Source organism: Asticcacaulis sp. AC460 (genome assembly GCF_000495795.1).
GTDB lineage: Bacteria > Pseudomonadota > Alphaproteobacteria > Caulobacterales > Caulobacteraceae > Asticcacaulis.
Window position 1 is genome coordinate 22,702 of the sequence record NZ_AWGD01000009.1, and the last position, 22,492, is coordinate 45,193.

At 61.4% G+C, this 22,492-nt stretch carries 21 protein-coding genes; 13 read left to right on the forward strand and 8 right to left on the reverse strand.

Annotated features, from left to right (window positions below; all coding sequences use genetic code 11):
• Window positions 1–113: 113 nt before the first annotated feature.
• The 3 genes from serS to ABAC460_RS30265 all read left to right on the forward strand — a co-directional run bounded on the left by serS (window position 114) and on the right by ABAC460_RS30265 (window position 3,425).
• Entirely contained in the window at window positions 114–1,625 is a 1,512-nt protein-coding gene (serS, locus tag ABAC460_RS30255) for a serine--tRNA ligase (protein ID WP_023452362.1), read from the forward strand.
• Window positions 1,626–1,965: 340 nt separating this feature from the next.
• A complete protein-coding gene (gene surE / locus ABAC460_RS30260; RefSeq protein WP_023452363.1) occupies window positions 1,966–2,781 on the forward strand; it encodes a 5'/3'-nucleotidase SurE in 816 nt (271 codons plus the stop codon).
• Window positions 2,778–3,425: a protein-L-isoaspartate(D-aspartate) O-methyltransferase gene (locus tag ABAC460_RS30265; RefSeq protein ID WP_023452364.1), complete on the forward strand. Its 648-nt coding sequence runs from the start codon at window positions 2,778–2,780 to the stop codon at window positions 3,423–3,425. Before surE ends, ABAC460_RS30265 begins: the two co-directional genes overlap by 4 nt.
• Here the strand turns inward: ABAC460_RS30265 and ABAC460_RS30270 are convergent.
• The 4 genes from ABAC460_RS30270 to ABAC460_RS30285 are packed head-to-tail and all read right to left on the reverse strand — an operon-like array spanning window position 3,422 to window position 4,940.
• Entirely contained in the window at window positions 3,422–3,739 is a 318-nt protein-coding gene (locus ABAC460_RS30270) for a hypothetical protein (protein ID WP_023452365.1), read from the reverse strand. The genes ABAC460_RS30265 and ABAC460_RS30270 overlap by 4 nt on opposite strands.
• Window positions 3,736–4,263, reverse strand: a complete 528-nt coding sequence (locus ABAC460_RS30275; protein ID WP_023452366.1) for an RNA polymerase sigma factor — start codon at window positions 4,261–4,263, stop codon at window positions 3,736–3,738. Before ABAC460_RS30275 ends, ABAC460_RS30270 begins: the two co-directional genes overlap by 4 nt.
• Window positions 4,264–4,290: 27 nt before the next feature.
• Window positions 4,291–4,749, reverse strand: a complete 459-nt coding sequence (locus tag ABAC460_RS48120) for a hypothetical protein (protein ID WP_023452367.1) — start codon at window positions 4,747–4,749, stop codon at window positions 4,291–4,293.
• An 11-nt stretch (window positions 4,750–4,760) separates the two neighbouring features.
• A complete protein-coding gene (locus tag ABAC460_RS30285) occupies window positions 4,761–4,940 on the reverse strand; it encodes a hypothetical protein (RefSeq protein ID WP_023452368.1) in 180 nt (59 codons plus the stop codon).
• A gap of 250 nt (window positions 4,941–5,190) precedes the next feature.
• Between ABAC460_RS30285 and ABAC460_RS48125 the strand changes: the two genes are divergently transcribed.
• The 5 genes from ABAC460_RS48125 (at window position 5,191) to ABAC460_RS30310 (ending at window position 11,038) form a co-directional block, all read left to right on the forward strand.
• Complete coding sequence (locus ABAC460_RS48125; protein WP_023452369.1) at window positions 5,191–6,516, forward strand: M23 family metallopeptidase; 1,326 nt, start codon at window positions 5,191–5,193, stop codon at window positions 6,514–6,516.
• Between the two features lie 149 nt (window positions 6,517–6,665).
• On the forward strand, window positions 6,666–7,019 hold the full coding sequence (gene yajC / locus ABAC460_RS30295) for a preprotein translocase subunit YajC (protein WP_023452370.1): 354 nt from the start codon (window positions 6,666–6,668) through the stop codon (window positions 7,017–7,019).
• A gap of 44 nt (window positions 7,020–7,063) precedes the next feature.
• On the forward strand, window positions 7,064–9,667 hold the full coding sequence (gene secD, locus ABAC460_RS30300) for a protein translocase subunit SecD (protein WP_023452371.1): 2,604 nt from the start codon (window positions 7,064–7,066) through the stop codon (window positions 9,665–9,667).
• An 84-nt stretch (window positions 9,668–9,751) separates the two neighbouring features.
• The gene (locus tag ABAC460_RS30305; protein WP_023452372.1) at window positions 9,752–10,357 is read left to right on the forward strand and encodes a membrane protein; all 606 of its coding nucleotides are present in this window, start codon (window positions 9,752–9,754) and stop codon (window positions 10,355–10,357) included.
• 6 nt (window positions 10,358–10,363) lie between these two features.
• Window positions 10,364–11,038 carry a squalene/phytoene synthase family protein gene (locus ABAC460_RS30310; protein WP_023452373.1) on the forward strand — a complete coding sequence of 225 codons (675 nt, stop codon included), beginning with the start codon at window positions 10,364–10,366 and terminating at the stop codon, window positions 11,036–11,038.
• A 96-nt stretch (window positions 11,039–11,134) separates the two neighbouring features.
• Here ABAC460_RS30310 and ABAC460_RS30315 read toward each other — a convergent pair whose 3' ends face one another.
• Both ABAC460_RS30315 and trmFO read right to left on the reverse strand, forming a co-directional pair.
• On the reverse strand, window positions 11,135–11,878 hold the full coding sequence (locus ABAC460_RS30315; protein WP_023452374.1) for a DUF1353 domain-containing protein: 744 nt from the start codon (window positions 11,876–11,878) through the stop codon (window positions 11,135–11,137).
• Between the two features lie 45 nt (window positions 11,879–11,923).
• Window positions 11,924–13,315 carry a methylenetetrahydrofolate--tRNA-(uracil(54)-C(5))-methyltransferase (FADH(2)-oxidizing) TrmFO gene (gene trmFO / locus ABAC460_RS30320; RefSeq protein WP_023452375.1) on the reverse strand — a complete coding sequence of 464 codons (1,392 nt, stop codon included), beginning with the start codon at window positions 13,313–13,315 and terminating at the stop codon, window positions 11,924–11,926.
• A 150-nt stretch (window positions 13,316–13,465) separates the two neighbouring features.
• On the opposite strand from trmFO, the gene ABAC460_RS30325 reads away from it, so the two are divergent.
• The 4 genes from ABAC460_RS30325 to ABAC460_RS30340 are packed head-to-tail and all read left to right on the forward strand — an operon-like array spanning window position 13,466 to window position 17,069.
• A complete protein-coding gene (locus ABAC460_RS30325; RefSeq protein ID WP_155914586.1) occupies window positions 13,466–14,266 on the forward strand; it encodes a hypothetical protein in 801 nt (266 codons plus the stop codon).
• Window positions 14,267–14,311: 45 nt separating this feature from the next.
• A complete protein-coding gene (locus ABAC460_RS30330; RefSeq protein ID WP_023452377.1) occupies window positions 14,312–15,235 on the forward strand; it encodes a hypothetical protein in 924 nt (307 codons plus the stop codon).
• Between the two features lie 18 nt (window positions 15,236–15,253).
• Complete coding sequence (locus ABAC460_RS30335; RefSeq protein ID WP_023452378.1) at window positions 15,254–16,183, forward strand: hypothetical protein; 930 nt, start codon at window positions 15,254–15,256, stop codon at window positions 16,181–16,183.
• Window positions 16,184–16,229: 46 nt separating this feature from the next.
• Window positions 16,230–17,069 carry a hypothetical protein gene (locus ABAC460_RS30340; protein ID WP_023452379.1) on the forward strand — a complete coding sequence of 280 codons (840 nt, stop codon included), beginning with the start codon at window positions 16,230–16,232 and terminating at the stop codon, window positions 17,067–17,069.
• On the opposite strand, the gene ABAC460_RS30345 is transcribed toward ABAC460_RS30340, so the two are convergent.
• Both ABAC460_RS30345 and uvrA read right to left on the reverse strand, forming a co-directional pair.
• Window positions 17,055–17,864, reverse strand: coding sequence for a carbonic anhydrase (locus ABAC460_RS30345; RefSeq protein ID WP_023452380.1), 810 nt, complete (start codon window positions 17,862–17,864; stop codon window positions 17,055–17,057). The two genes, ABAC460_RS30340 and ABAC460_RS30345, sit on opposite strands and share 15 nt — an antisense overlap.
• 43 nt (window positions 17,865–17,907) lie before the next feature.
• A complete protein-coding gene (gene uvrA, locus ABAC460_RS30350; protein ID WP_023452381.1) occupies window positions 17,908–20,817 on the reverse strand; it encodes an excinuclease ABC subunit UvrA in 2,910 nt (969 codons plus the stop codon).
• A 254-nt stretch (window positions 20,818–21,071) separates the two neighbouring features.
• On the opposite strand from uvrA, the gene ABAC460_RS30355 reads away from it, so the two are divergent.
• Window positions 21,072–22,292: a hypothetical protein gene (locus tag ABAC460_RS30355; protein WP_023452382.1), complete on the forward strand. Its 1,221-nt coding sequence runs from the start codon at window positions 21,072–21,074 to the stop codon at window positions 22,290–22,292.
• Window positions 22,293–22,492: the final 200 nt, after the last annotated feature.

The following is a 22,492-nucleotide window of genomic DNA, read 5'->3' on the forward strand; positions in this document are numbered from 1 at the left end:
GCTTATCTGACCTGTCCCGGTGATCGGAGAAGGTTGACAGACGCACTGTCAACTCCCTCTCCTCACTTGAGGGGAGAGGGCTGGGGTGAGGGGTCCTTTCCTCCGAGGCAACCATGCACGATATCAAGGCATTACGCGACAATCCTCAGGCTTATGTTCAAGGCTGGAGCTCGCGTGGCCGTGAGTCAGCGCAAGCCGATGCCGATTCGCTGATCGCCTTGGATGCCGAGCTGCGCGCGGCCCAGACGGCGTTCCAGAACGCCCAGGCGCGCCGCAACGAGGCCAGCAAGCAGATCGGCCAGGCCAAGGCCCAGAAGGACGAAGCCAAGGCTCAGGCGCTTATGGCGGAAGTCGAAGGCCTGAAAGGGACGCTTGCGGACTCGCAGGAAATCGAACGGGTGAAGGGCGAGGAGTTGCGCGTGGCCCTGGCTTCGCTGCCTAACCTGCCGTTGGAAGACGTTCCTCAGGGGGAGGACGAAGGCGGCAATGTCGAACAGCGGCGCTGGGGCGACCCCACCAGGTTCACCTTCACTGCAAAGGACCACGCCGACCTGGGCGAAGCCCTGAAGATGATGGATTTCGAAGCCGCCGCCAAGATCAGCGGATCGCGTTTCGTCTTCCTGAAAGGCCAACTGGCGCGGCTGGAACGGGCGATCGGGCAGTTCATGCTGGACGTCCAGACGGGCGAACACGGCTACACCGAGGTCAATCCGCCGGTCCTGGTCAAGGACCACGCCATGTTCGGCACAGGACAACTGCCGAAGTTTAAAGACGATCTTTTTAGTGTTGAATATTTGAATAGTGACTTATTTATCGAGAAAGCCGAAGAGATCGCATTTGCTCTTGGTTTAGAGGAGGGCAAAAAGGAAGCCTACGCTTACCAATCTCTTCAAGAAGAGATGAGCTCATCTGAGGATGTTGAGGTGGCGTATGCAGAATATCAGCGTGTGAAGCAAAAAAATGCTATTGAGCAAACGATCAAACGACTGCTATCCTTAAAGGAAGATGGCAAATTCTCTGATTATTTCTACCTCATCCCGACCGCCGAAGTTTCGCTGACCAATCTGGTTCGCGAAACGATCACCGCGGAGGAAGAACTGCCGCTGCGCCTGACGGCTCTGACCAATTGCTTCCGTGCCGAAGCCGGTTCGGCCGGCCGCGACACCCGCGGCATGATCCGCCAGCACCAGTTTCAGAAGGTCGAACTGGTCTCTATCACCACGCCGGAACAGTCGGCGCAAGAGCATGAGCGCATGACGGCCTGCGCCGAAAGCATCCTGAAGAAGCTGGAACTGCCGTATCGCACCATGCTGCTGTGTACCGGTGACATGGGCTTCGGTGCGCGCAAGACCTATGACCTGGAGGTCTGGCTGCCGTCGCAGAACACCTATCGCGAAATCTCGTCGTGCTCGAACTGCGGCGACTTCCAGGCCCGTCGTATGGATGCCCGTACGCGCAAGGCCGGCGAGAAGGGGACGCGCTTTGTCCATACCCTGAACGGATCGGGCTTGGCCGTCGGCCGGACCCTGGTGGCGGTCATGGAGAACTACCAGGATGAGAACGGCAAGATTGCCGTGCCCGCGGCACTTCTGCCCTATATGGGCGGCCTGACCCAGATCGGGTAACGCCCTCTGCCGTTACCTTCGGCTTGTAAGCAAGAGGAACACGGAAAACACTGAAACGGCGCTACGCGCCGGGCACGGAAGGACACGGAAAATCCGTCAGTCGGGTAGTACGCGCTAGGCGCCTCTCTATCTTGCTATTTGGGGCGCTTCGCGCGGTTCAACATCGAGCTTCAGTGTTTTCCGTGTCCGCCGCTGAAAGCGGCGCTTCAGTGTTTTCCGTGTTCCCCTTGCCTACCGTCAGACGGCACCGCAATCGGTTCCCATTTTTTTGTCCCGTCTGGCCACTTTTTGTTCTCGCGCATAGTTGCGTCGGCGGCGGAAATCGCCATAAACACATCGTATGCGTATCCTCCTGACCAATGACGACGGCGTCGAGGCCTACGGTCTCGAAATCCTGTACAACATCGCCCGCCAGCTCAGCGACGATGTCTGGATTTGCGCCCCCGTCACCGAACAGTCCGGCAAGGGCAGGGGGATCACCCTGCACGATCCGCTCCGCGTCAAACGCCTGGCCGACAAGCGCTTCGCCATTTCCGGCACGCCGACCGACTGCGTCCAGATCGCCATCAACGACCTGATGCCGCAGCCGCCCGACCTGGTCCTGTCCGGCATCAATCGTGGATTCAACCTGGCCCAGGACGTGACGCTCTCGGGCACGGTCGCCGGTGCGCTCCAGGGCATGACCCTGGGCATCCCCTCGATCGCCCTGTCGCAGTGCCTGGACTTCGATATCGACCTCATGACCCAGTGGAACGCCGCCGAGGTCCACGGCGCTCCTGTGCTGAGCGCCGTTCTGGAAAAGGGCTGGCCGGCCGATGTCATCATCAATATAAACTTCCCGGACTGCCCGGCCGATGAGGTCACGGGTGTCGAGGTGACACGCCAGGGCTTCCGCGACGCCCACGAAATGCACGCCGTCAAGCGCTGCGATCCGCGTGGCCGCGACTATTACTGGATGGACTTCCATGCCTTCGATCAGACGATGGTTGACGGCACCGACCTGAATGCCGTCGCGCAGAAACGTATCTCAGTCACGCCGCTGCATCTCGACCTGACGCACTACGACACTATGCATCGCCTGAAAAAGACCCTGGGCGGCACCGTGCCAAAGCAGATCCACGCGGCCAATGACGAACAGGCAGGGGCGGCGGAATGAACGAAGTCCCCGAGGAAACTCGCCTGCAACGGTTGATGAATGGCTTGAAGCGCCAGGGCATCGACGACCGCAAGGTCCTGCACGCCATGGAGATCACCCCGCGCGACCTGTTCGTGCCCGAGCTGTTCCTCGACCGGTCGTGGGAAGACTCGGCCATTCCGATCAACTGCGGCCAGACCATCTCCCAGCCCTACATCGTCGCCCTGATGACCCAGGCGCTGAAGATCGAGGGGCGCCACCGCGTGCTGGAAATCGGCACCGGCAGCGGCTATCAGACGGCAATCCTGGCGCGCCTGGCGCGTTATGTTTACACGATTGAGCGCTATCGCTCGCTGATGGTCGAGGCCGAGATCCGTCATCGCCGGCTTTTGCTGGAGAACATTATCTACCGCTTCGGCGATGGCTGGGACGGCTGGCCGGAACAGGCGCCGTTCGACCGCATTATCGTCACAGCCGCCCTGCCCGAAGTGCCGGATGTTTTGCTGAACCAGTTGAAACCCAAGGGCATTCTGGTCGGCCCCTTGGGTAAGGGATCAACCCAGATCCTGGTGCGCTACACCCGCACGGCCGATGGCTTCACGCGCGAAGACATGACCGATGTCCGCTTCGTGCCGCTGATTTCCGGCGTCGCGAAAGAAGCTTAGATTCGAATACCGAAATCGCGCAGGGCCGGGCGTAGGTACCAGACGCCGACGGCAACCATGCCGATGACACTGAGGATGACGACGGCCGGAACTAAAGCATCGCCCAGCGAAATCAGGGCCGGAGTCAGGAAGGGCATGACCAGCGCCATGACCACGATGACGGCACAGCCCGCGCACACCCACCACGCCAGGTTTTCGAACAGCCGCCGGCGTTCCACCTTTTCCATCACCGCGATGACGAAGCCGATATCGCGCACCGGCGGAAAGGCCGGGGCGTCGGCCTGCAGCAGGGCTTTCAGGGCGTCTTCACTCATGACGGTACTCCAAGCAGGGCGCTAAGCTTCTCGCGCCCCTTCTGAATATGCGACTTTACGGTGCCCAGGGGAAGCCCCAGAATGTCGGCAGCTTCTGCGTGACTGTAATCGCCGGCGACGCAGAGGCTGACCGCAGCGCGTTGGTCCAGCGGCAATTGGCTTAACGCGGCCTGGACGCTCAACCGGCTCTCAACGGTTGAAGATGCCTGCTGCGGCGTCAGGTCGTGCCATTGCGTGTCGCGGGTGGCCTGGCGGTTGAAGCGGCGGCGATCGTTCAGCGCCTTGCGGTAGGCGATGCCGCAGACAAAGGTGCGGAACGAAATACCGTCGTGCAGCCGGTCGATCTTCGACCAGGCGGTAACAAACGCCTCCTGGGCCAGGTCGTCGGCATCATCGGCGGAAACGGCCAGGCGACGCACGAAGGCGCGCACCGCTTGCTGGCAATCCGACACAAGCCGGGAGAAGGCTTCGTCGGAGCCGGAGCGGGCGCGCCGTATCAGGGCGGCATGGCTCGGTAAATCCATGGTATGGCGCCCGGATATCGTATGGGATCAATCGTCGACCCGGTCGCGGCGCTTGTCCTCATCGTAGCGCCGGCGCGGTCCGAAAACGGCGCTGATCAGTTTCAGCACGAACAGGGCGACCGCAGCGACGCCAAACGCCATACCCAATGCGGTGAAAACCGGACTGGATCCGGCTTGTTGCCCCATATAGCCAAGGCCGACAGCCAAAGCTGCGAATACAACCACCCCGCCCCAACTGTTGTGGCGACGGCGGTGTTTACGGTAGCCACGATCATAATCTAGGTCCAGGGCGCGGTCCTCATCGCTCTTAAGAGCGTCTAGCAGGAAGGCCGGCGGCTCCTTACCCTGGTCGGCGTAGGACTTCAGGATACGCAGGGTTTCGGTGCGGTGATAATGATGACTGATCATGCCGAACACGCCCATCAGCATACCGCCGACGGGAAAGATCAGCCACCAATAGTCGCGGAACAGTTGCTCGAAATTCATATCGGCCTCCTTCAGAAGCGGTTGTCGCGGCGCAGGGCTTCGGGCACGGGCTGGCCGCGGTCGAGATAGGCCTTCATAAGGTCCAGCTTCTTTTGTTCGTAGCTGTTGCGCAGGGCCAGCCGCAGGGCGCCCATCACCATGAAGAAGATCGGGAAGATCAGCCACCAGTATTGCGTGAACAGTTCGGTCATTGTCATCTCCTGAATAATTTTGGCGGGCGAGCCCGGCCGTCCCGGGCCGTTTTCATGACTGCCAGCCTTTCTCATGACTGAATGTCCGCCGCTTGCGGGATTGGATGTGCTCACGGCAAATTTTTTTGCACTGTTCCGTCTTTTGCCCGATTTTTCCGCATCATTAGGGATTCGTTATCCATAGCTTAGCATAGAGTAAACTCGCACCAACCCTTGCCCATTAACGATTTCGCATTCACGGAGCCCCCTCATGACAGCGCACGCGAAAAGGACGCATACCGCCCTGGCCGCCGCAGTGACCGGATTGGTCATGCTGGGGCTGCAGGCCTGTGCGACCACCGACATGCCGGAGCCGAAATATCCTGTCTACATGCAGGACAAGCCCGCCCCGGCCGCGCCGGTGGCCGAAGCGCCCGCGCCGGATGTCGTTCCGGAAACCCTGCCGGGGCCGTCGACCGCCATGACCACAACGGAACTGCCGCCGGTCGTCGTCCCGCCGCCGCCGCCGCGCCCCGATGAAGACATGACCAAGCCGGTGACCACGACCGCCGCCGCCGCACCTGTCAAGGACAGCCGCGCCGCCTACAGCTATACCCTGGTGGCTCAGGACACCCTGTACGGCATATCGCGCCGTTTCGGCGTGCCGGTGAAGACGCTCTATGACATCAACGGTTTCGATCCGGGCGCGACGCTGCGGATCGGCCAAAAGGTTTTGCTGCCGGAAGGCGCGGCCGACAAGGGGCCTGAAGCCCGTGCCAATGGCGCGACCCTGGTTCGACTGGGCTCGGCGCCGGCCGCCGCACCCAAGGCGACGGTAACGGCACCGGCGGCGAAGCCCGTTGAAGCCAAGGCAGAGGTCAAGCCCTCCACCAGCCTGCCGCCTCCGCCCTTGCCGAAGCCCAAGACGACCACCACGACCACGGCACCGGCGCCGGCCGTGGTTGCCAAGCCGACTGTAAACCCGCCGGCCGCCACGACCACGGCGGCCGCCGACGTCAAGCCGGCCGTCAAGGCGCCGCCTGTGGCGACGCCGACGGTGGCAGTGGCGCCTGTCAAGACACCTGTCGTGACGCCGCCGGCGGCCAAGCCGGAAACGAAGCCGGCGACCAAGCCGCTGTCCGCTACCCCGCCGCCGCCGGTCGCCGGATTTCCGACCAATGCGCAACTGACCCAGATGGGGAAGGGGATGTTCGCCTGGCCCGTCAAGGGCAAGATCCTGGTGCCTTTCGGCCAGTTGGCGCCCAACGTCCGCAATGACGGCATCAATATCTCTTCGGCCGGCGGCACCAACGTCCTGGCCGCCGCCGATGGCGTGGTGGTCTATCAGGGCGACCAGGTCCGCGAACTGGGCAACACCATCTATATCAAACACCCCAATGGCTGGTACACCGGCTATTCGCACCTGTCCGGCATGAATGTGTCCAACAACCAAAGGGTCACCAAGGGCCAGGTGATCGGCACGGTCGGCCAGAGCGGTACCATAGACCAGCCGCAACTGCATTTCGAAGTGCGCTACACGCCGTCGACCGACATTGCTCGCCCGATCGACCCGAAACTGGTTTTGCCCGGTTCGTAAAAGGTCAATAGGCCGCGTTTCCCGCGCGGCCGGCTGTGGCAATTATGCCATTGACCTTTTTATGGTTCTGCCTATGTATGGCGAACCTTTTTTGAGCCGCCCTGTTCTAGCTACCTCGGTGCGGCCGCAACGATATCCAGGAGACGACCGTGTTCGCCACCCCCGCTTTCGCCCAAGCCGCCGGCGCTGCCGCCCCCTCGGGGTTCGATGGTCTGCTTCAGATGGCGCCGATGCTGATCGGCTTCATCGCCATCATGTACTTCTTCATGATCCGTCCGCAACAGCAGCGTGCCAAACAGCACAAGGCGATGATTTCGGCGATCAAGCGCAACGACACGGTCGTCCTGTCGTCCGGCCTGATCGGCAAGGTTACCCGCGTCGAGGAGGCCGAAATCTCGATGGAAGTCGCCAGCGGTGTCAATGTCCGCGTGGTCAAGGCCATGATTACCGAGGTCCGCGCCAAGGGCGAGCCGGCCCCCGCCAACGATACCAAGGCCGCCTGAGCCACTCCCATCCGCTGACTTTATAAGTATTCGAGCGCAAAACCATGATGACGTTATCACGCTGGAAGGTGGGGCTGGTCCTGATCGCCACCCTTCTGGGCATCCTGTTCTCCGTGCCCAACTTCCTGCCGCAAAGCGTCAAGGACAGCCTGCCGGGATTTATTCCGGCCAAGGGACTCAATCTGGGTCTTGACCTACAGGGCGGGTCCTACCTCCTGGTCGAGGTCGATACTGTCGCGCTGCAAAAAGAACGGCTGAACAACCTGGCCGAACAGGTCCGCACGGACCTGGTCCAGGAAAAGATCATCAGCACCAATCCGGTTTCCGACGGCACCAGTGTCCGCGTCCGCATTACCAATGCGAACCAGGTCGATGCCGCCTTTGCGGCGCTCAACCGTCTTCCCGCGCCGGTACCGAACAATGCGAGCGCCCGGGACATTACCGTCTCCCGCGGCCCCGACCAGACGATTGTGCTGGCGCTGACCGACGCCGGTATTCGCGCCACGTCCGTGGCGGCGGTCGATACGTCGATCGAAATCGTCCGGCGCCGTATCGATGAACTGGGAACCAAGGAACCGTCGATCGCCCGTCAGGGCACCAACCGCATCGTCGTGGAAGCCCCCGGCGAAAGCGATCCGGAACAGCTGAAGGAAGTTATCGGTACGACGGCGCAATTGACCTTCCACATGGTCGATGAAAGCGTCACGCCGGAGCAGGCCGCGGCCGGCCAGCTTCCGCCGGGCACCAAGGTCCTTCCCGACGCCAGCGCCGGCGGCCAACCCCTCGCTATCCGCAAGCTGAGCCTGGTTTCGGGCAAAAATCTGGTCAATGCTACGGTCGAGCGCGACGAATACAACCAGCCGGCCATCGGCTTTGCCTTTGATGGTGAGGGATCACGCATTTTCGGCGATATTACCCGCCAGAACATCGGTCACCGCTTCGCCATCGTCCTCGATAATGAAATCCTGACCGCGCCGGTCATCCGTGGCGCCATTACCGGCGGCAAGGGCCAGATTTCCGGCGGCGGGCTGTCGCAGGAAGAAGCCTCGCTGAAGGTCAAGCTGCTTAAGGGCGGCGCCCTGCCGGCGCCTCTGAAGTTCGAACAGCAACGCACAGTGACCGCCGAACTGGGCGCCGATGCCGTGCAGAAGGGCGCCGTCGCCACGGTTATCGCCGTGATCTGCGTCGTCATCTTCATGCTGCTGGCTTACGGCTTCCTGTTCGGGGGCATCGCCGTGGTGGCGCTGCTGGTCAACCTGGTGCTGCTGATCGGCGGCATGTCGGTCTTCCAGTTCACCCTGACCTTGCCGGGTATCGCCGGTCTGATCTTGACCCTGGCCATGGCCGTCGACGCCAACGTGCTGATCTATGAGCGCATGCGCGATGAAATGCGCGCCGGGCGAAAGGTCATCGACGCGCTGGACGCCGGCTTCTCGCGCGCCATGGAAACCATTATCGACGCCAACGTGACCAGCCTGGCGGCGGCCATCATCATGTGGTCGCTGGGGGCCGGCCCGGTCAAGGGCTTCGCGGTGACCCTGGTTTTGGGTATCGTGACCTCGGTCTTTTCGGCCGTCCTGATCAGCCAGGTCCTGCTGGCCGTATGGTTCCGCGCCGCGCGCCCCAAGACCCTGCCGATCGCCGACAATGTCAAGCCGCGCGCCTGGCCGCTGATCAAGGTCCTGCCGCAGAAGACCAACTTCACCTTCGTCAAGTTCGCACGTCTGGCCGGTTTCCTGTCGGTTGTGGCGGTTGCGGCCTCGCTGTTCCTGGCCATCTATCCGGCCACGCCGCCTTGCGGCGGCCTGGCCTGCGGCGTTGACTTCAAGGGCGGTTCGGCGCTCGATATCTCGACCGGCACGCAGCCACTCGACCTCGCCAAACTGCGTGAAACCATGAGCCACCAGGGCCTGAAGGGCGTCCAGGTCCAGGGTGTCGGCGGCGGCACGGCCGCCCAGATGAAGTTCGAAACCCCCGGTGGCGATCCGATCGCCAAGGTCGAGCAGGTCAAGCTGGCCTTGAAAAAGGAATTTCCTTCGGCGACCTTCTCGAACACCGAAGTCGTCGGCGCCAAGGTCTCCGGTGAATTGCTGACCGGCGGCATTACGGCGCTGTTCCTCGCGATCGCGCTGATGATGGTCTATATCTGGTTCCGTTTCGAATGGCAGTTCGGCCTGGGTGCCGTGGTGGCGCTGTTCCACGACGTGATCCTGACCTTTGGTCTGTTCGCCCTGTTCAAGCTGGAATTCGACCTGCGCGCCGTGGCGGCCATCCTGACCATTATCGGCTATTCGATGAACGATACCGTCGTCGTCTTCGACCGCCTGCGCGAAAACCTGCGCAAGTACAAGAAGATGGCGTTGCGCGACCTGATCGACCTGTCGATCAACGAAACCCTGTCACGGACCATCATCACCGGTGTGACCGCCATCATGGCGCTGACCGGCCTGGCGGTTTTGGGTGGTGAAACCTTGTTCAGCTTCTCGGTCGCCATGATCTTCGGCATCTTTATCGGCACCTATTCGTCGGTCTATGTCGCCGCGCCGGTCATCCTGCTGTGGGGCGTCAACCGCAACCAGGGCGACGCCGAAGTTGTCGACCTGGGCGGCTTCAAGGGCAACAAGAAGCCCCAGACCGATCTGCCGTAATTACGGTGCGCCGGGCGCGGTTTTGCGTCCGGCGTCCGTTTGGCATAAGGTGCGAGTCGTCTAAAACTCGGACAGGGGTGCGCTATGGCTGGTTTTCTTTCCAATTTTCGCAATGTGATTGTCGTCAGCCTGTTGCTGGCGGTGCTGTTTATCGTCGCCTTCGGGTATGATGCCGACCGGGTCAACCTGGCCATCGCCGTATTGCGCTGGGCGCATGTGGTCTGCGGTGTGCTGTGGATCGGTTTGCTGTACTACTTCAATTTCGTCCAGATCCGCGTCATGCCGAACGTGCCCGCGGAATTGAAGCCTGGCATCACCAAATACATCGCCCCGGAAGCCTTGTTCTGGTTCCGCTGGGCGGCGTTGCTGACCGTCGTCATCGGCCTGGCGCTTGCCTGGCACCGTGGCTACGTGGTCGAGGCTTTGAGCCTGGGCTTCGCCGGCGGTTACAGCGCCGCGGACACGGGCTTTGTCTTTATCGGCGCCGGCATGTGGATGGGCCTGGTCATGATGTTCAATGTCTGGGGCTTTATCTGGCCGGCCCAGAAGATCGCTTTGGGCATCAAGGACGGCACGGCCGAACAGAAGGCGGCGGCCGCCAAGAAGGCCATGATGTTCTCCCGCATCAACACCTTGCTATCGCTGCCGATGCTGGTCACCATGACCATGTACCAGACCCTGTTCGGCTAGAGGCTTATGACGTCTTCCGAGCTTGAACCGAAATCGGAGGACGTCCGCCTGGCCTGCGCCTTCATCCCCGACGCGGAACGCCGTGGCGGGGTGTTGGCCTTGTTTGCCTTGCTCGAGACCCTGCGCGAGATCCCGGAGCGGGTGACCGAACCTTTGATGGGTGAGATACGCCTGCGCTGGTGGTACGAAGCCTTCGAAGCGATCGGGCAGGGGCGCGTACCGCACTATCATCCGTTGACGGAACTGTTTCAACGGTTGATCCCGCAGTATGATTTGCCGGTGGAGACCTTCCTGGCCATGGTGGAAGCTCAGATGCCTCTGCTGGACAAGGGCGCTTTAACCCTGCGGCAGGCGATGGATGTGGTGGGTGGCGAAGAAGCCGTCTACCGTCTGGCCGCAAAGGTCCTGGAAGGATCTGGCGACGGCAGCACTGGTCTGCAATGTGCTCGGATGCTGGGATTTTTCCAGCTTCAGCGAGTTGGCCGTCTGAACTCCGAAGAGTTCGGTGCAACTGAACTGGCCCACTTACTCGACGATATGCGCGTTGATGTCCGTCATTTGTCGACATCGACGGCCCCCTTGGCCTTGCCGGCCGTGGCTGCCCTGGGGCATCGTCGGGGCTTCGGACCGCTGCGCCTGCGCTTCAGTCTGTTGTGGACCTACCTGACAGGGCGGATTTAACACCCTTCGCGCCTTCGCGTTAAATTTCTTCCTTCGGCATCGTCGGTGCCTCAAAAGAAAGAGGTTTCACGCGAAGGCGCGAAGAAGAAAATTTTCCTACTTCTTCTCGTCTTTTTTCTTCTTCGGCCAGGGCAGCTTGTCCTGAACCCAGTCGGCCGGGCCGGTCTTTTCCGTCACCGTGACCGGCGGTGGCACATTGACCACCGGCTGGGCGATCGGATAGGCGCGCCAGCCGGTCTGGATCAGGTCTTTAAAGCCGGCACACCTGGACATGATACGCACGGCACCGGTCTTCGGCTTGGGGAAGGGGGCCGGCTGGACGCCGTCCGGCCGTGTCGGATCGATGAACGACCAGTCGTCCTTCAGGCCATAGCCTTTTTCACCACCCGTGCGCACAGCGGTATAGGCGGTGCGGGCCTGCCATTCGTCGACACCGAAACTGATCATGGCGCGATAGAAGATGTCGTCGGCTTCCTCGCGCTTGCCTTTTTCGCCGATGGCATAGAGGTAGTCGTGGATAATGGCGGCGCGCGCCGTCGGGCCCTGAGGGTCGATCACGCTCTGGCCGAACCACGGCACCGAGGCAAAGTCCGTGACATACCACCGCGGCACCACGATCACCTTGCCTGTGCCGGGGTCGCAATAGGGGAATTCCTCGTTCAAGGTGAACAGCTTGCGGCCGTTCTTGGTCTTGTTGAACAGGATCACCGGCTGAGGGGTCAGCGAACTGGGCGTGACAACGGGCGCCACCGGGATATAGACCGTGGTCTGGGTGGTCGTGGTGGTGGCGCAGGCCGTAAGCGACAGGGCGGCGGCGGAGAGGAAAAGCAGGGAACGCACGGAAGACCCGAAGGGATGGAGGTTGTGACTGGCTTAGCGCCAGAATCAGGCAAGATTTAGCCATTCCTGAACATCGTTCAAGGCTCTGAGTGACATCAGGCGTTTTTTGGCGCGGCCGCGCTCCTTCAACGGGATTTTCTTGCCGTGCTCGTCGACCTTGGGCGGATCCAGCGGCGGCAGGAGTCCATAGTTGATGTTCATCGGCTGGAAGCTGCCGCCCTCCAGGTGGCCGATCGTGATATGATTGATCAAGGCGCCAAGGGCCGTGGTTTCCGGCGGCTCTGGCAGGCTGCCGCCCAGGGCCTGGGCTGCGGCGAACCGGCCGGCCAGCAGACCGATGGCGGCGCTTTCGACATAGCCTTCGACGCCGGTGAGCTGTCCGGCGAAACGCACGGATTTTTCAGGGAAAAGCGCCTTCAGCCGCAACTGCCGGTCCAGCAGCTTCGGCGACTGGATGAAGGTGTTGCGGTGCAGGCCGCCCAGACGGGCGAATTGGGCGTTTTCCAGCCCCGGGATCATGCGGAAGACGTCGGCCTGGGCGCCGTGCTTCAGCTTTGTCTGGAAGCCGACCATGTTGTACAGCGTGCCCAGGGCATTATCCTGGCGAAGTTGGATGATGGCGTGGGCTTTGACGGTCGGGTTGTGCGGATTGGTCAGGCCGACCGGCTTCATAGGGCCGTAGCGCAGGGTTTCGCGGCCGCGTTCGGCCATGACCTCGATCGGCAGGCAACCGTCGAAATAGGGGACGTGCTCCCAGTCCTTGAACTCGGCCTTGGGCCCGTCCAGCAGGGCGTCGATAAAGGCCTCGTACTGGTCCTTGTCCATGGGACAGTTGATATAGGCTGCCGCGTCGCCGCCCGGGCCTTCCTTGTCGTAGCGCGATTGCTTCCACGCCTTGGACATGTCGATCGAGTCGAAATGGATGATCGGCGCAATGGCGTCGAAGAAGCTCAACTGGCCCTCGCCGGAGACATCGAGGACGAACTGCGACAGGGACTCGGAGGTGAGGGGGCCGGTGGCGACCACGACATTTTGCCACGGCTTGTCGGCCAGGGTGGTGACCTCTTCACGCACGATGGTGATCAATGGATGATTTGACAGGACTTGCGTCACCGCGGCGCTGAAACCGTCGCGGTCGACCGCCAGGGCGCCGCCGGCCGGAACCTGGTGCTTGTCGGCGCAGGCCAGGATCAGAGAACCGCCGCGGCGCATCTCTTCGTGCAGCAGGCCAACGGCGTTGAACTCCCAGTCATCGGAACGGAACGAGTTGGAGCACACCAATTCGGCGAAATCATTCGTATGGTGCGCATTCGTAGGTTTAACCCCACGCATCTCGTGCAGGACAACGGGCACGCCGCGCTTGACGATCTGCCAGGCGGCTTCGGAGCCGGCCAGGCCGCCGCCGATAACGTGTATAGGTTCTTGAGAAACTGTCATGGTCGCGGTCTATAGCAGGGTGTGACGCCTGAGCAAGGGCGCGCAGAAATTTGATCTGGTTAACGAAATAAGCTTTTCAAGCGAATGGATTTGAGTCTCAAATCGCCGTCGGGTGAAATGGCGTAAAATCAGGTAAGGGCGGTATACTTTATGCGTAGAAGCGCGTCATTTTCGGTGACGAAGGCGTTGTCGGCAGCCTTTTCGGGCCTGCCGGGGGCGTGGGGTGGCGCGGGTCTGGCCCTGGTGCTGCTGTGGGCTGTTGCTGCCGGCGGTCCCCTGGTCGTGTTCCAGCACCACTCGATCTGGCTTTGTCTGGCTCTCGTGGTCGCAGTCGTCGTTTGCAAGGTCATGAGTCTGGGCGCCCTATATCGCACCGCTTTGTTCGGCCAGACAGCCGGCAAGGAAGGACGCGGGCCGGGCGGTCTTCAGTTCGCGCTGCCCGAAGTGCGCCTCATCCTGGCCAGCCTGCTGGCGGCTTTGTTCGTCGCCTTTATCGTGGGGGCTGGTTTCATTGTCTTCGTGGTGGCCGCCAAGATGAATGACGTCGACCCGGTCCATGGTGGCACCTGGACCCTGGTCAGCGCGGTCATTGCCCACCTGTTCCTGCTGTTTATCCTGGTCAAATTCTCCCTGCTGCACGCCGCCAATATCGCCCAGCGCAAGCTGGTGACTCTCAATGCCCTGGGCCTGACGTCGGGGCAGGCCGGCAAGCTGTTTGCCGGCATGGTGGTCCTGGTCCTGCCCTTCGCTCTGCTGGTTGCGGGCGTGGTCCATCACCTCGGTCCGGAGATCCGCCTGGCCCATGCCTTGCCGTATCCGTGGCTGACCCAGGGCATGAACCTGGTATTGCATGGCGGGCTATTGCTTTTGCTTATTGGCTTGCTCCTTCCTCTGCTGGTGGGATTTTTTGCGTCTGCCTATAGGCAAATCGAAACCATACGGGCAGAATAGGCACAGACAGGCCACAATTCGGGGCCGGATTTCGGGGGCGTCGGCATGAACAAACTCAATATCGATTTCGCATTCGAAGGTTTTCGTATTGTTCGCGAGAAGCCGCTCCTCATTGTTTTCTGGGGAATTGTCCTGCTGGTGGGTAATGCCCTGGGGCTGGGATTGTTCTTCTATCTTGCCTGGCCTGGCATCCAGAGCCTGATCACCAGCGGCTTCCCGTCCACTGAAGATCCGATGGCGATCCTGAATCTGATGGGGCAGTTTGTCGGGCCGTACTTCCTGCTGCTGCTGATCATGATGATCGTGCAGGCGGTCATGGCCTGCGCCGTCTATCGTCGGGTCCTGGGGCGACCAGAGAGCAGTTTCGGCTATATCCGCTTCGGTGGCGACGAATTGCGCATGATCGCAGTCATGTTCGTTCTGGGCCTGCTTCTGGGGTTGATCAATTTCGGTATCAGCCTTGTCGGAGGTGTGCTCAGCGTTGTCGCTTCCTCGATTATCGGTACGGAAGGGGCTCGCCTCATCTTCGACCTCCTGACCATGGTGATATACCTGTACTTCGTGATTCGTCTTTCGCTCGCCTACGTGCAGTGTTTCGACGAAAAATCCTTCAATCTGTTTGGTTCCTGGAACCTCACCAAGGACGTTTTCGGCACACTCCTGGGCGGTTACGTCCTGATGGTGCTCCTCGGACTGGTGGTGGGCCTGCTCTGCCTGGTGGTTTTCTGGGTCGTTGCCGTGATCGGTCTGGGCGGGAATCTTGACCTTATCAGCCAGTTGGGCAAGCAGCCCAGCGCTGCCGAAATCACCCGAATCCTGACCATTCTGGCGCCTTGGCTGGGGGCCTATGTCGTCTTCCTGAGCCTGATCGTCAGCCCGCTGGTAACCGCCATTTTCACCGGCGCGCCGGCCGCCGCCTACAGGCAAGTGGTCGGGGCGTCGCGCCGCCGTGCGGACAACGTTTTCTAGACATCACGGGGGAAGATCATGAGGCTCGATATCGAGTTCGCGTTCGAAGGCTTTCGTATTATCCGCAAACAGCCGTTGGCCGTCGCGGCCTGGGGCCTGGTGTTCCTCGTCGCCAATATTGTCGGGTTTGGCGCCTTGATCTTCTTTGCCCTGCCGACGTTTGTGCAACTGTTCAGCATGTCAGCCGCACCGGATCCCGCGGTCATGAGCGGCCTTATGCTCAGTCTGATCCCGCCTTACCTGATCATGTTCGTCGTCATTGGCGTGTCGGGGGCGGTTGTGTCGTGCGCCGTCTTCCGGGCCGCACTGACGGACGAAAAGCCGGGGTTTGGCTATCTTCGCTTTGGCGGCGACGAACTGCGCATGATCCTGATCCACATTATTTATGTGCTCCTGTTCCTTGGCGTGTATGCGGCTCTGGCCATCGTCGGGGTAGCCTTGGGCGCCGGTTTTTCCCTGATCGATGAAGACCTGATGCCTTTGGGCGTGCTTATCGCCATTGTCGCCATCATCGCCGGAATTGGCCTGATGATCTGGCTCATGATCCGCCTGTCGCTGTTTTCGGTACAAAGTTTCGATGAAAAGCGGATCAACCTGTTCGGGTCGTGGAAGCTGACCAAGGGGAACTTCTGGTCCCTGTTCGGCGGGTACCTGCTGGCCTGGCTGCTGGCGGTCGTGGTTGAAACCGTGGTGATGACCGTGGTCTGGTTCTTCCTGATCATGCTGATGTTCGCCAATATGGGCGCCTGGCAGCAGATGGCCAATTCGTCGACGCCGCCCGATGTCGCCAGCATTCTGTGGGCCGTGGGGCCGATGATGGCCGGCTATATCGCTATTTTCAGTCTCGTTGCCTGGCCGATGATGATCGCTATCATGGTCGGGGCGCCGGCGGCTGCCTACCGGACCCTGAGCGGCCGGCATCCCAGGGCGGTCGAAAAGATCTTCTGAAACGCCGCCTTGCACCCTGGCGTCCGGGCGGCTATGCCCTTAGCCCATGGCCCTGTCGCTCGATTTCGCTTTTGAAGGCTTTCGCACCATCCGGGAACGTCCCCGGCTGATCCTTCTGTGGGGCGCCGTGGCGCTGACCGGGCATGCTGTGGCCGTGGCCTCACTGATCCACCGTGCCGGCCCATCCATCATGCAGATGCAGGCCCTGCAGGGCTCCGCGCCGGCCGACGCCCAGCGCCTCGAAGGGGTTGCCGCCGGCTTGCCGGGTGTTGCGCTGTTCTTTACTGTCTACCTGATCACCGGCGCCATCCTGGCGACGGCAGCGGCGCGGGCGGCGTTGAACCCACAGGATGACCGGTGGGGCTACCTGCGCTTCGGCCTGGATGAGATCAGGATGTTCGCCGTCCACGCCTTGATGGTTCTGATGGCTCTGTTCATGCTGATGTTCGGGGGAACCCTAGGCTATATCGGCGGAGAAACCGGTATCGCTACCGGGATGTTCGCCGCCGGCGGCGTTATTCTGTCGCTGTCTATCCGTCTGTCGCTGAACGGTCCGCAAAGCCTCGACCGCAAGGTCCTGGACCTGTTCGGCAGTTTTACCCTGACCCGTCCCGAGGTCTGGCGGCTGATCCTCGGCTATGTCATCGCCTTCCTGCTGGCGTTTGCCGTCTTCTTTCTCTGCTTCCAGGCCATTCGGTCGCTGGTGCTGGTCACCTTCGGCAACGTCCCTTCTCCGGACTACAGCAGCCTGCGCGCCTATCTGACACCGCCCTATATGGTCGTTGAAACGCTGTTGGGGGGTGTCGTCGTGCCGCTGGTGTCCGCGATCGTCTATGGCGCGCCGGCGGCCGCCTATCGCGCGCTCAAGCCGTCACGCTCCGCCTGACACGTGCAGGAAGTCGCGGTCGTGGCGGGCCTGCAAAGGCCGCGAATTTGGCCCGACAATGCGGCTGAAAGCATCGGCCTGCTCAGCACTGACACTGAGCGGTGATGAGAAGACCATCCAAGTGACACCCTCAGTACAGGGCGGCGTGGTCAGCGACCCGGCATAGACGTAAAAGTCCTCCGTGCCGGGCATCAGGTCCTGGGCATTGATCAGGATATCGTTCAGCGGCAGGGCCTGGCCGGGATCGGTCGGCAGGTAGGTCCATAGCGAGGCCAGCATCGGGTCGGCATTGCCGATATCCGACATGACCCCGACAACCAGCAGGTCGCCATGCTCATTCTGATGGACAAAATGGGTTTCCAGCGCCGTGCGCTGGCCGTTGATGGCGTGCTCGCTGGGTGAATGGAAGTGGAACTGCTTCAGGGTATAGACCGTGCCGTCGATGATGACGCCCCCGCCGTCCTGAGGCGTGACGATGACGGTATGACCGTTATTCTGGATGGTGGCGGTCGACGACCGGTAGGCGAACTGAATCTTCGAAGCCTTCTGCGGCGTCTTGCCGGCGATATCGATCGGCGACTGCCGCTGCCCGCTGCCGCAGACGGCATTGTCCCCGCCCATGCCTGCCCAGTGTTCGGGGCCTTCCTTGCCTTCGTAGGTCCAGTGGGCGACAGCCTCGGTCTTGGCGCCGTGGGCGTCGCCATGGGGCGCAGCATGTGGATCATCATGCGCCTCTTTCTTGGCGCAGGCCGACAACAGGACAAGGGCGGAGCAGGCGAGGGCGGTGAGTCTCATGACTCCACCCTGCCAAAAGATGGTTAACAGAGATTAAGCGGAGCTACTGAGCTGGCTCCAAATGGCGCTTTTTGTGCTTGGCCAGCATGCCCTTGAGGTACTTGCCGGTCCATGACTTCGGATTTTCGGCAACCTGTTCCGGCGTGCCGGTGGCCACGATCTCGCCGCCGCCGTCGCCGCCTTCCGGACCGAAATCGAGCAGCCAGTCGGCCGTCTTGATGACGTCGAGATTGTGCTCGATGACCACAGTGGTATTGCCGTGATCGGTCAGTTCATGCAGCACTTCCAGCAGCTTGCGTGTATCCTCGAAGTGCAGGCCGGTCGTCGGCTCGTCCAGGATATACAGGGTCTTGCCGGTGGCGCGCTTGGACAGTTCCTTCGACAGCTTGACCCGCTGGGCCTCGCCGCCCGACAGGGTCGTCGCCTGCTGGCCGATCTTGATATAGCTCAGGCCCACACGTTTAAGCGTCTCCAGCTTGTCGCGGATCGACGGTACCGCCTTGAAAGCGTCGGCGCCTTCCTCGACTGTCATGTCCAGCACGTCGGCGATGGAATAGCCCTTGAACACGATATCCAGGGTCTCGCGGTTGTAGCGCTTACCCTTGCAGACGTCGCAGGTGACATAGACGTCGGGCAGGAAGTGCATCTCGATCTTGATCAGCCCGTCACCCTGGCAGGCTTCGCAGCGGCCGCCCTTGACGTTGAAGCTGAAACGGCCGGGGCCATAGCCGCGCGCCTTGGATTCGGGCAGGCCGGCATACCAATCGCGGATAGGTCCAAACGCGCCGGTATAGGTGGCGGGGTTGGACCGCGGCGTGCGGCCGATCGGCGACTGGTCGATCTCGACGATCTTGTCGAAATGCTCCAGCCCTTCGATCTTGTCGTGGGCCGCCGGATGGGCCGAGGCATTGTTCAGCCGCCGCGCTGCCGCCTTGTACAGGGTTTCCAAGGTGAAGGTCGACTTGCCGCCGCCGGACACGCCGGTGATGCAGGTCATGACCCCGACGGGGATCTCGCCGGTAACATTTTTCAGGTTGTTGCCCCGGGCGCCGATGACCTTCAGCATCTTCTTCTTGTTGATCGGCCGGCGTTCCTGGTCCGTGTCCTTGGAATAGAACAGGGGGATCTCGCGCTTGCCCGTCAAGTATTGACCGGTGATCGATTTGGCGCTGTTGCGGATGGCTTCCGGCGGCCCTTGGGCGATGATCTCGCCGCCATGGATGCCGGCGGCGGGTCCCATATCGATGACATAGTCGGCCTGAAGGATGGCGTCTTCGTCGTGCTCGACCACCAGTACACTGTTGCCCAGGTCGCGCAGCCCCTTCAGGCTGACCAGCAGACGGTCGTTGTCGCGCTGATGCAGGCCGATCGACGGCTCGTCCAGCACGTAAAGCACGCCGGTCAGTCCGGAACCGATCTGCGACGCCAGGCGGATGCGCTGGGACTCGCCGCCGGACAATGTGCCGGAATTGCGCGACATGTTGAGGTAATCCAGACCCACATCGTTAAGAAACCTCAGCCTGTCCTTGATTTCTTTGAGAATTCTGCGGGCGATGTCGAGCTGCTTTTCGCTCAGCTTGTCTTCGACGTCCGTAAACCACTCATGCGCCTTGCGGATCGACAGGCGGGAAATTTCAGAGATATTCTTCGCGTCAATCTTGACGGCCAGGGCCTCGGGCTTGAGGCGGGCGCCGTTGCAGGCGTCGCACGGCGTTTCCGACTGGTAGCGCGCCAAGTCTTCGCGCACCCACGAACTGTCGGTCTCGCGCCAGCGTCGGTCCATGTTCGGGATGACGCCTTCAAACGGTTTGGTGACGTCGTAACGGCGGGTTCCGTCCTGATAGGTGAACTTGATCTTCTCCGTGCCCGAACCCATCAGGATGATCTCCTGCACCTTTTCCGGCAGGTCCTTCCACTTTTTATCCACGGAAAATCCATAATGGACTCCCAGGCTCTCCAGGGTCTGGGCGTAGAGCGGCGAGGGGCCCTTCGACCACGGGGCGATGGCGCCGTCCTTCAGGGTCGCTTTCGGGTCGGCGACGATCAGGTCGCGGTCGAACTTCAGCTTGACCCCCAGTCCGTCGCAGGTCGGACAGGCGCCGAACGGATTGTTGAAGGAAAACAGCCGCGGCTCGACCTCTTCGATGGTGAAGCCGGACACCGGACAGGCGAACTTTTCGGAAAAGATGATGCGCTTCGGCTCGGTCTCGCCCTCGGCGATATCGGCGAACTCTGCGACGGCGAGGCCGTCGGCCAGACGCAGCGCTGTCTCCAACGAGTCGGCAAGGCGCGCCATCAAACCGCCTTTAACAACAATACGATCGACGACAACGTCAATGTCATGCTTGAAGGTTTTTTCGAGCTTCGGTGCGTCCTCGATAGCGTAATATTGGCCGTCGATCTTCAGGCGCTGGAAGCCCTGCTTCTGCAGATCGGCAATCTCTTTCTTGTATTCACCCTTACGGCCGCGGACATAGGGCGCGAGCAGCAGCAGGCGGGTGCCTTCGGGCAGGGCGATGATCTTGTCGACCATCTGCGAGATGGTCTGGCTTTCGATCGGCAATCCGGTGGCCGGGGAATAGGGAATGCCGACGCGCGCCCACAGCAGGCGCATATAGTCGTGGATCTCGGTCACCGTACCGACGGTCGAGCGCGGGTTTTTCGACGTCGTCTTCTGTTCGATGGAGATGGCCGGGGACAGGCCTTCGATCAGATCGACATCGGGCTTGGACATCAACTCCAGGAACTGCCGGGCATAGGCCGACAGGGACTCGACATAGCGGCGTTGTCCCTCGGCATAGATGGTGTCGAAGGCCAACGACGACTTTCCCGAGCCCGACAGGCCGGTCAGGACCACCAGCTGGCCGCGCGGAATGTCAACATCGACCCCTTTGAGATTGTGCTCCCGGGCCCCGCGAACCTTGATGAAACCCTGGTCGAAGTGGTGCGCCATAAGCTGCTATCCCGAAAATTTTACAAGTTCGACTATATAGGAGCCTAACCGCGATTTGCCAGTCAAAATCAAGAACATTGTGGCAACATTGCTCAGATTACACTGCGGCGCACACCTGCGCACGCCGTCATGACAGGATTTGGCAGCAGGTCGCAAAGCCGCTCTACCTTTGAATTCACGACACCAGGTGACAAATCGAACAAAGTAAGGCCAATATTCCTCCTCAGGGTCGCGGGACGAGGGCCAGACCATATATGCGCGTCACCATAGAGCAGATCAGGGACGAGATCAGCGACCGGCTGGAGATGGTCGGTGTATGGATTACATCGCGCACGAAACGCCGGGCGCGCTGGATCGGGTCCACCGTCATCGTTGTTGGGCTTCACGCTGCGCTGTTTTGGGTGCTGGTGGTCAGCAAGACGGAAAACATGCACCTGAAAGAGTATCGCGAGGTTATCTATCCCCTGGAAGTCTACGAGATGGAGAAGCCGGAAGAGATTCCCGAGGTGGAGCCTGTTCCGAAGCCGGAACCGCAGGATGTCGCCGAACGGGACGTTGAGGTGACGCCGCCGGAGGTCCCGCCGGAACCCCAGCCCCAGCCCCAGCCGAGCCCGGTCGAATCGCCTCGGCGCAGCTTGACCGTGAAGCCTTTCGACATGCCGGATCTGTCGCCCAAGACGCAGCCGTCGGCGCGCAACGAGACGCGCAGCGAGGTGAGCACCGATGACAGCCAGACCCCGGAAGTGCCGTTGGTCCGAACCCCGGGGGTCAAAAAGCGCAACGACGACGAACGGATTACGGCCCGGCCCGTGGAAAATGCACGCGCCGGTGCGAACCGCGACGTATCGAATGACAACCAGGCTGTGGCATCAGTCCGGACCCCGGGAGCTAAGAAGCGCAAGGACGACGAACAGATTGCCGCGCGGCCAGGGGAAAGTGCACGGGCCAGTTCGAACCGCGACGTCTCGAACATGAACCTGCACGTGCCGGATCAGGTCACGGCCGACGCCCCGACATCAGGTCTCACGGCGGCACGCAAACCCGCCGGGAGCGCCGGAGGCGGCGGTGGCGGGGGCGGAATGTCCGGCGCAGGATTGCCGCCGGGTGCATTGCAGGGCCTGAGCGGCGGCCGTTCGGGCGTCAGCCAGGCGATCCAGAACCACAACAGCTGCGTCGAACTCCAGCAAACTGGAAAACCGATTCCGGAAAGCTGCAACATGCCGGCCCTGGCGTCCCAGGGGCGCATGGGGCCCAAGCCTGACCGGGATTTCCAGAACACGGCGAACCAGCGCGACGCCAACCTGCGGTACAAGACGACGCCGGGCAGTACGGATTACTGGAAGCGGGTGAACGCGTCGCCGTCGCCGGGCAGCGGCGGACGAGATGATGATCTTCCCAAGAAGGGCGTCTATTCCAGCGACAAGGACGCCCGGGTGATGAACGGGGACAATATCGACCCTAAGAACGGAAATTGATGGCGTGTTTGAAAGTTTGAAGTGGGAACACGGAAAACACGGAAGCGCCGCCTGCGGCGTCGGGCACGGAAAGACACGGAAATTCGTGCTGATCCGCGCGAAGCGCCTTCTTTCTGATCACAATAGAATGGCGCTTCGCGCGGGATTTTCAGTTACTCGAATTCAGTGTTTTCCGTGTGCCGCGTAGCGGCCTTCAGTGT

Excerpts from the sequence above, each read along its gene's own strand:
- ABAC460_RS30335 (WP_023452378.1), top strand. The coding sequence starts at position 15,254 with ATGAGGCTCGATATCGAGTTCGCGTTCGAAGGCTTTCGTATTATCCGC.
- secD (WP_023452371.1), top strand. The coding sequence starts at position 7,064 with ATGATGACGTTATCACGCTGGAAGGTGGGGCTGGTCCTGATCGCCACC.
- ABAC460_RS30325 (WP_155914586.1), top strand. The coding sequence starts at position 13,466 with ATGCGTAGAAGCGCGTCATTTTCGGTGACGAAGGCGTTGTCGGCAGCC.
- ABAC460_RS30355 (WP_023452382.1), top strand. The coding sequence starts at position 21,072 with ATGCGCGTCACCATAGAGCAGATCAGGGACGAGATCAGCGACCGGCTG.
- ABAC460_RS30265 (WP_023452364.1), top strand. The coding sequence starts at position 2,778 with ATGAACGAAGTCCCCGAGGAAACTCGCCTGCAACGGTTGATGAATGGC.
- trmFO (WP_023452375.1), bottom strand. The coding sequence starts at position 13,315 with ATGACAGTTTCTCAAGAACCTATACACGTTATCGGCGGCGGCCTGGCC.
- ABAC460_RS30330 (WP_023452377.1), top strand. The coding sequence starts at position 14,312 with ATGAACAAACTCAATATCGATTTCGCATTCGAAGGTTTTCGTATTGTT.
- ABAC460_RS48120 (WP_023452367.1), bottom strand. The coding sequence starts at position 4,749 with ATGAATTTCGAGCAACTGTTCCGCGACTATTGGTGGCTGATCTTTCCC.
- ABAC460_RS30345 (WP_023452380.1), bottom strand. The coding sequence starts at position 17,864 with ATGAGACTCACCGCCCTCGCCTGCTCCGCCCTTGTCCTGTTGTCGGCC.
- ABAC460_RS30285 (WP_023452368.1), bottom strand. The coding sequence starts at position 4,940 with ATGACCGAACTGTTCACGCAATACTGGTGGCTGATCTTCCCGATCTTC.
- ABAC460_RS30340 (WP_023452379.1), top strand. The coding sequence starts at position 16,230 with ATGGCCCTGTCGCTCGATTTCGCTTTTGAAGGCTTTCGCACCATCCGG.
- ABAC460_RS48125 (WP_023452369.1), top strand. The coding sequence starts at position 5,191 with ATGACAGCGCACGCGAAAAGGACGCATACCGCCCTGGCCGCCGCAGTG.
- ABAC460_RS30310 (WP_023452373.1), top strand. The coding sequence starts at position 10,364 with ATGACGTCTTCCGAGCTTGAACCGAAATCGGAGGACGTCCGCCTGGCC.
- ABAC460_RS30305 (WP_023452372.1), top strand. The coding sequence starts at position 9,752 with ATGGCTGGTTTTCTTTCCAATTTTCGCAATGTGATTGTCGTCAGCCTG.
- uvrA (WP_023452381.1), bottom strand. The coding sequence starts at position 20,817 with ATGGCGCACCACTTCGACCAGGGTTTCATCAAGGTTCGCGGGGCCCGG.
- ABAC460_RS30270 (WP_023452365.1), bottom strand. The coding sequence starts at position 3,739 with ATGAGTGAAGACGCCCTGAAAGCCCTGCTGCAGGCCGACGCCCCGGCC.
- surE (WP_023452363.1), top strand. The coding sequence starts at position 1,966 with ATGCGTATCCTCCTGACCAATGACGACGGCGTCGAGGCCTACGGTCTC.
- serS (WP_023452362.1), top strand. The coding sequence starts at position 114 with ATGCACGATATCAAGGCATTACGCGACAATCCTCAGGCTTATGTTCAA.
- ABAC460_RS30275 (WP_023452366.1), bottom strand. The coding sequence starts at position 4,263 with ATGGATTTACCGAGCCATGCCGCCCTGATACGGCGCGCCCGCTCCGGC.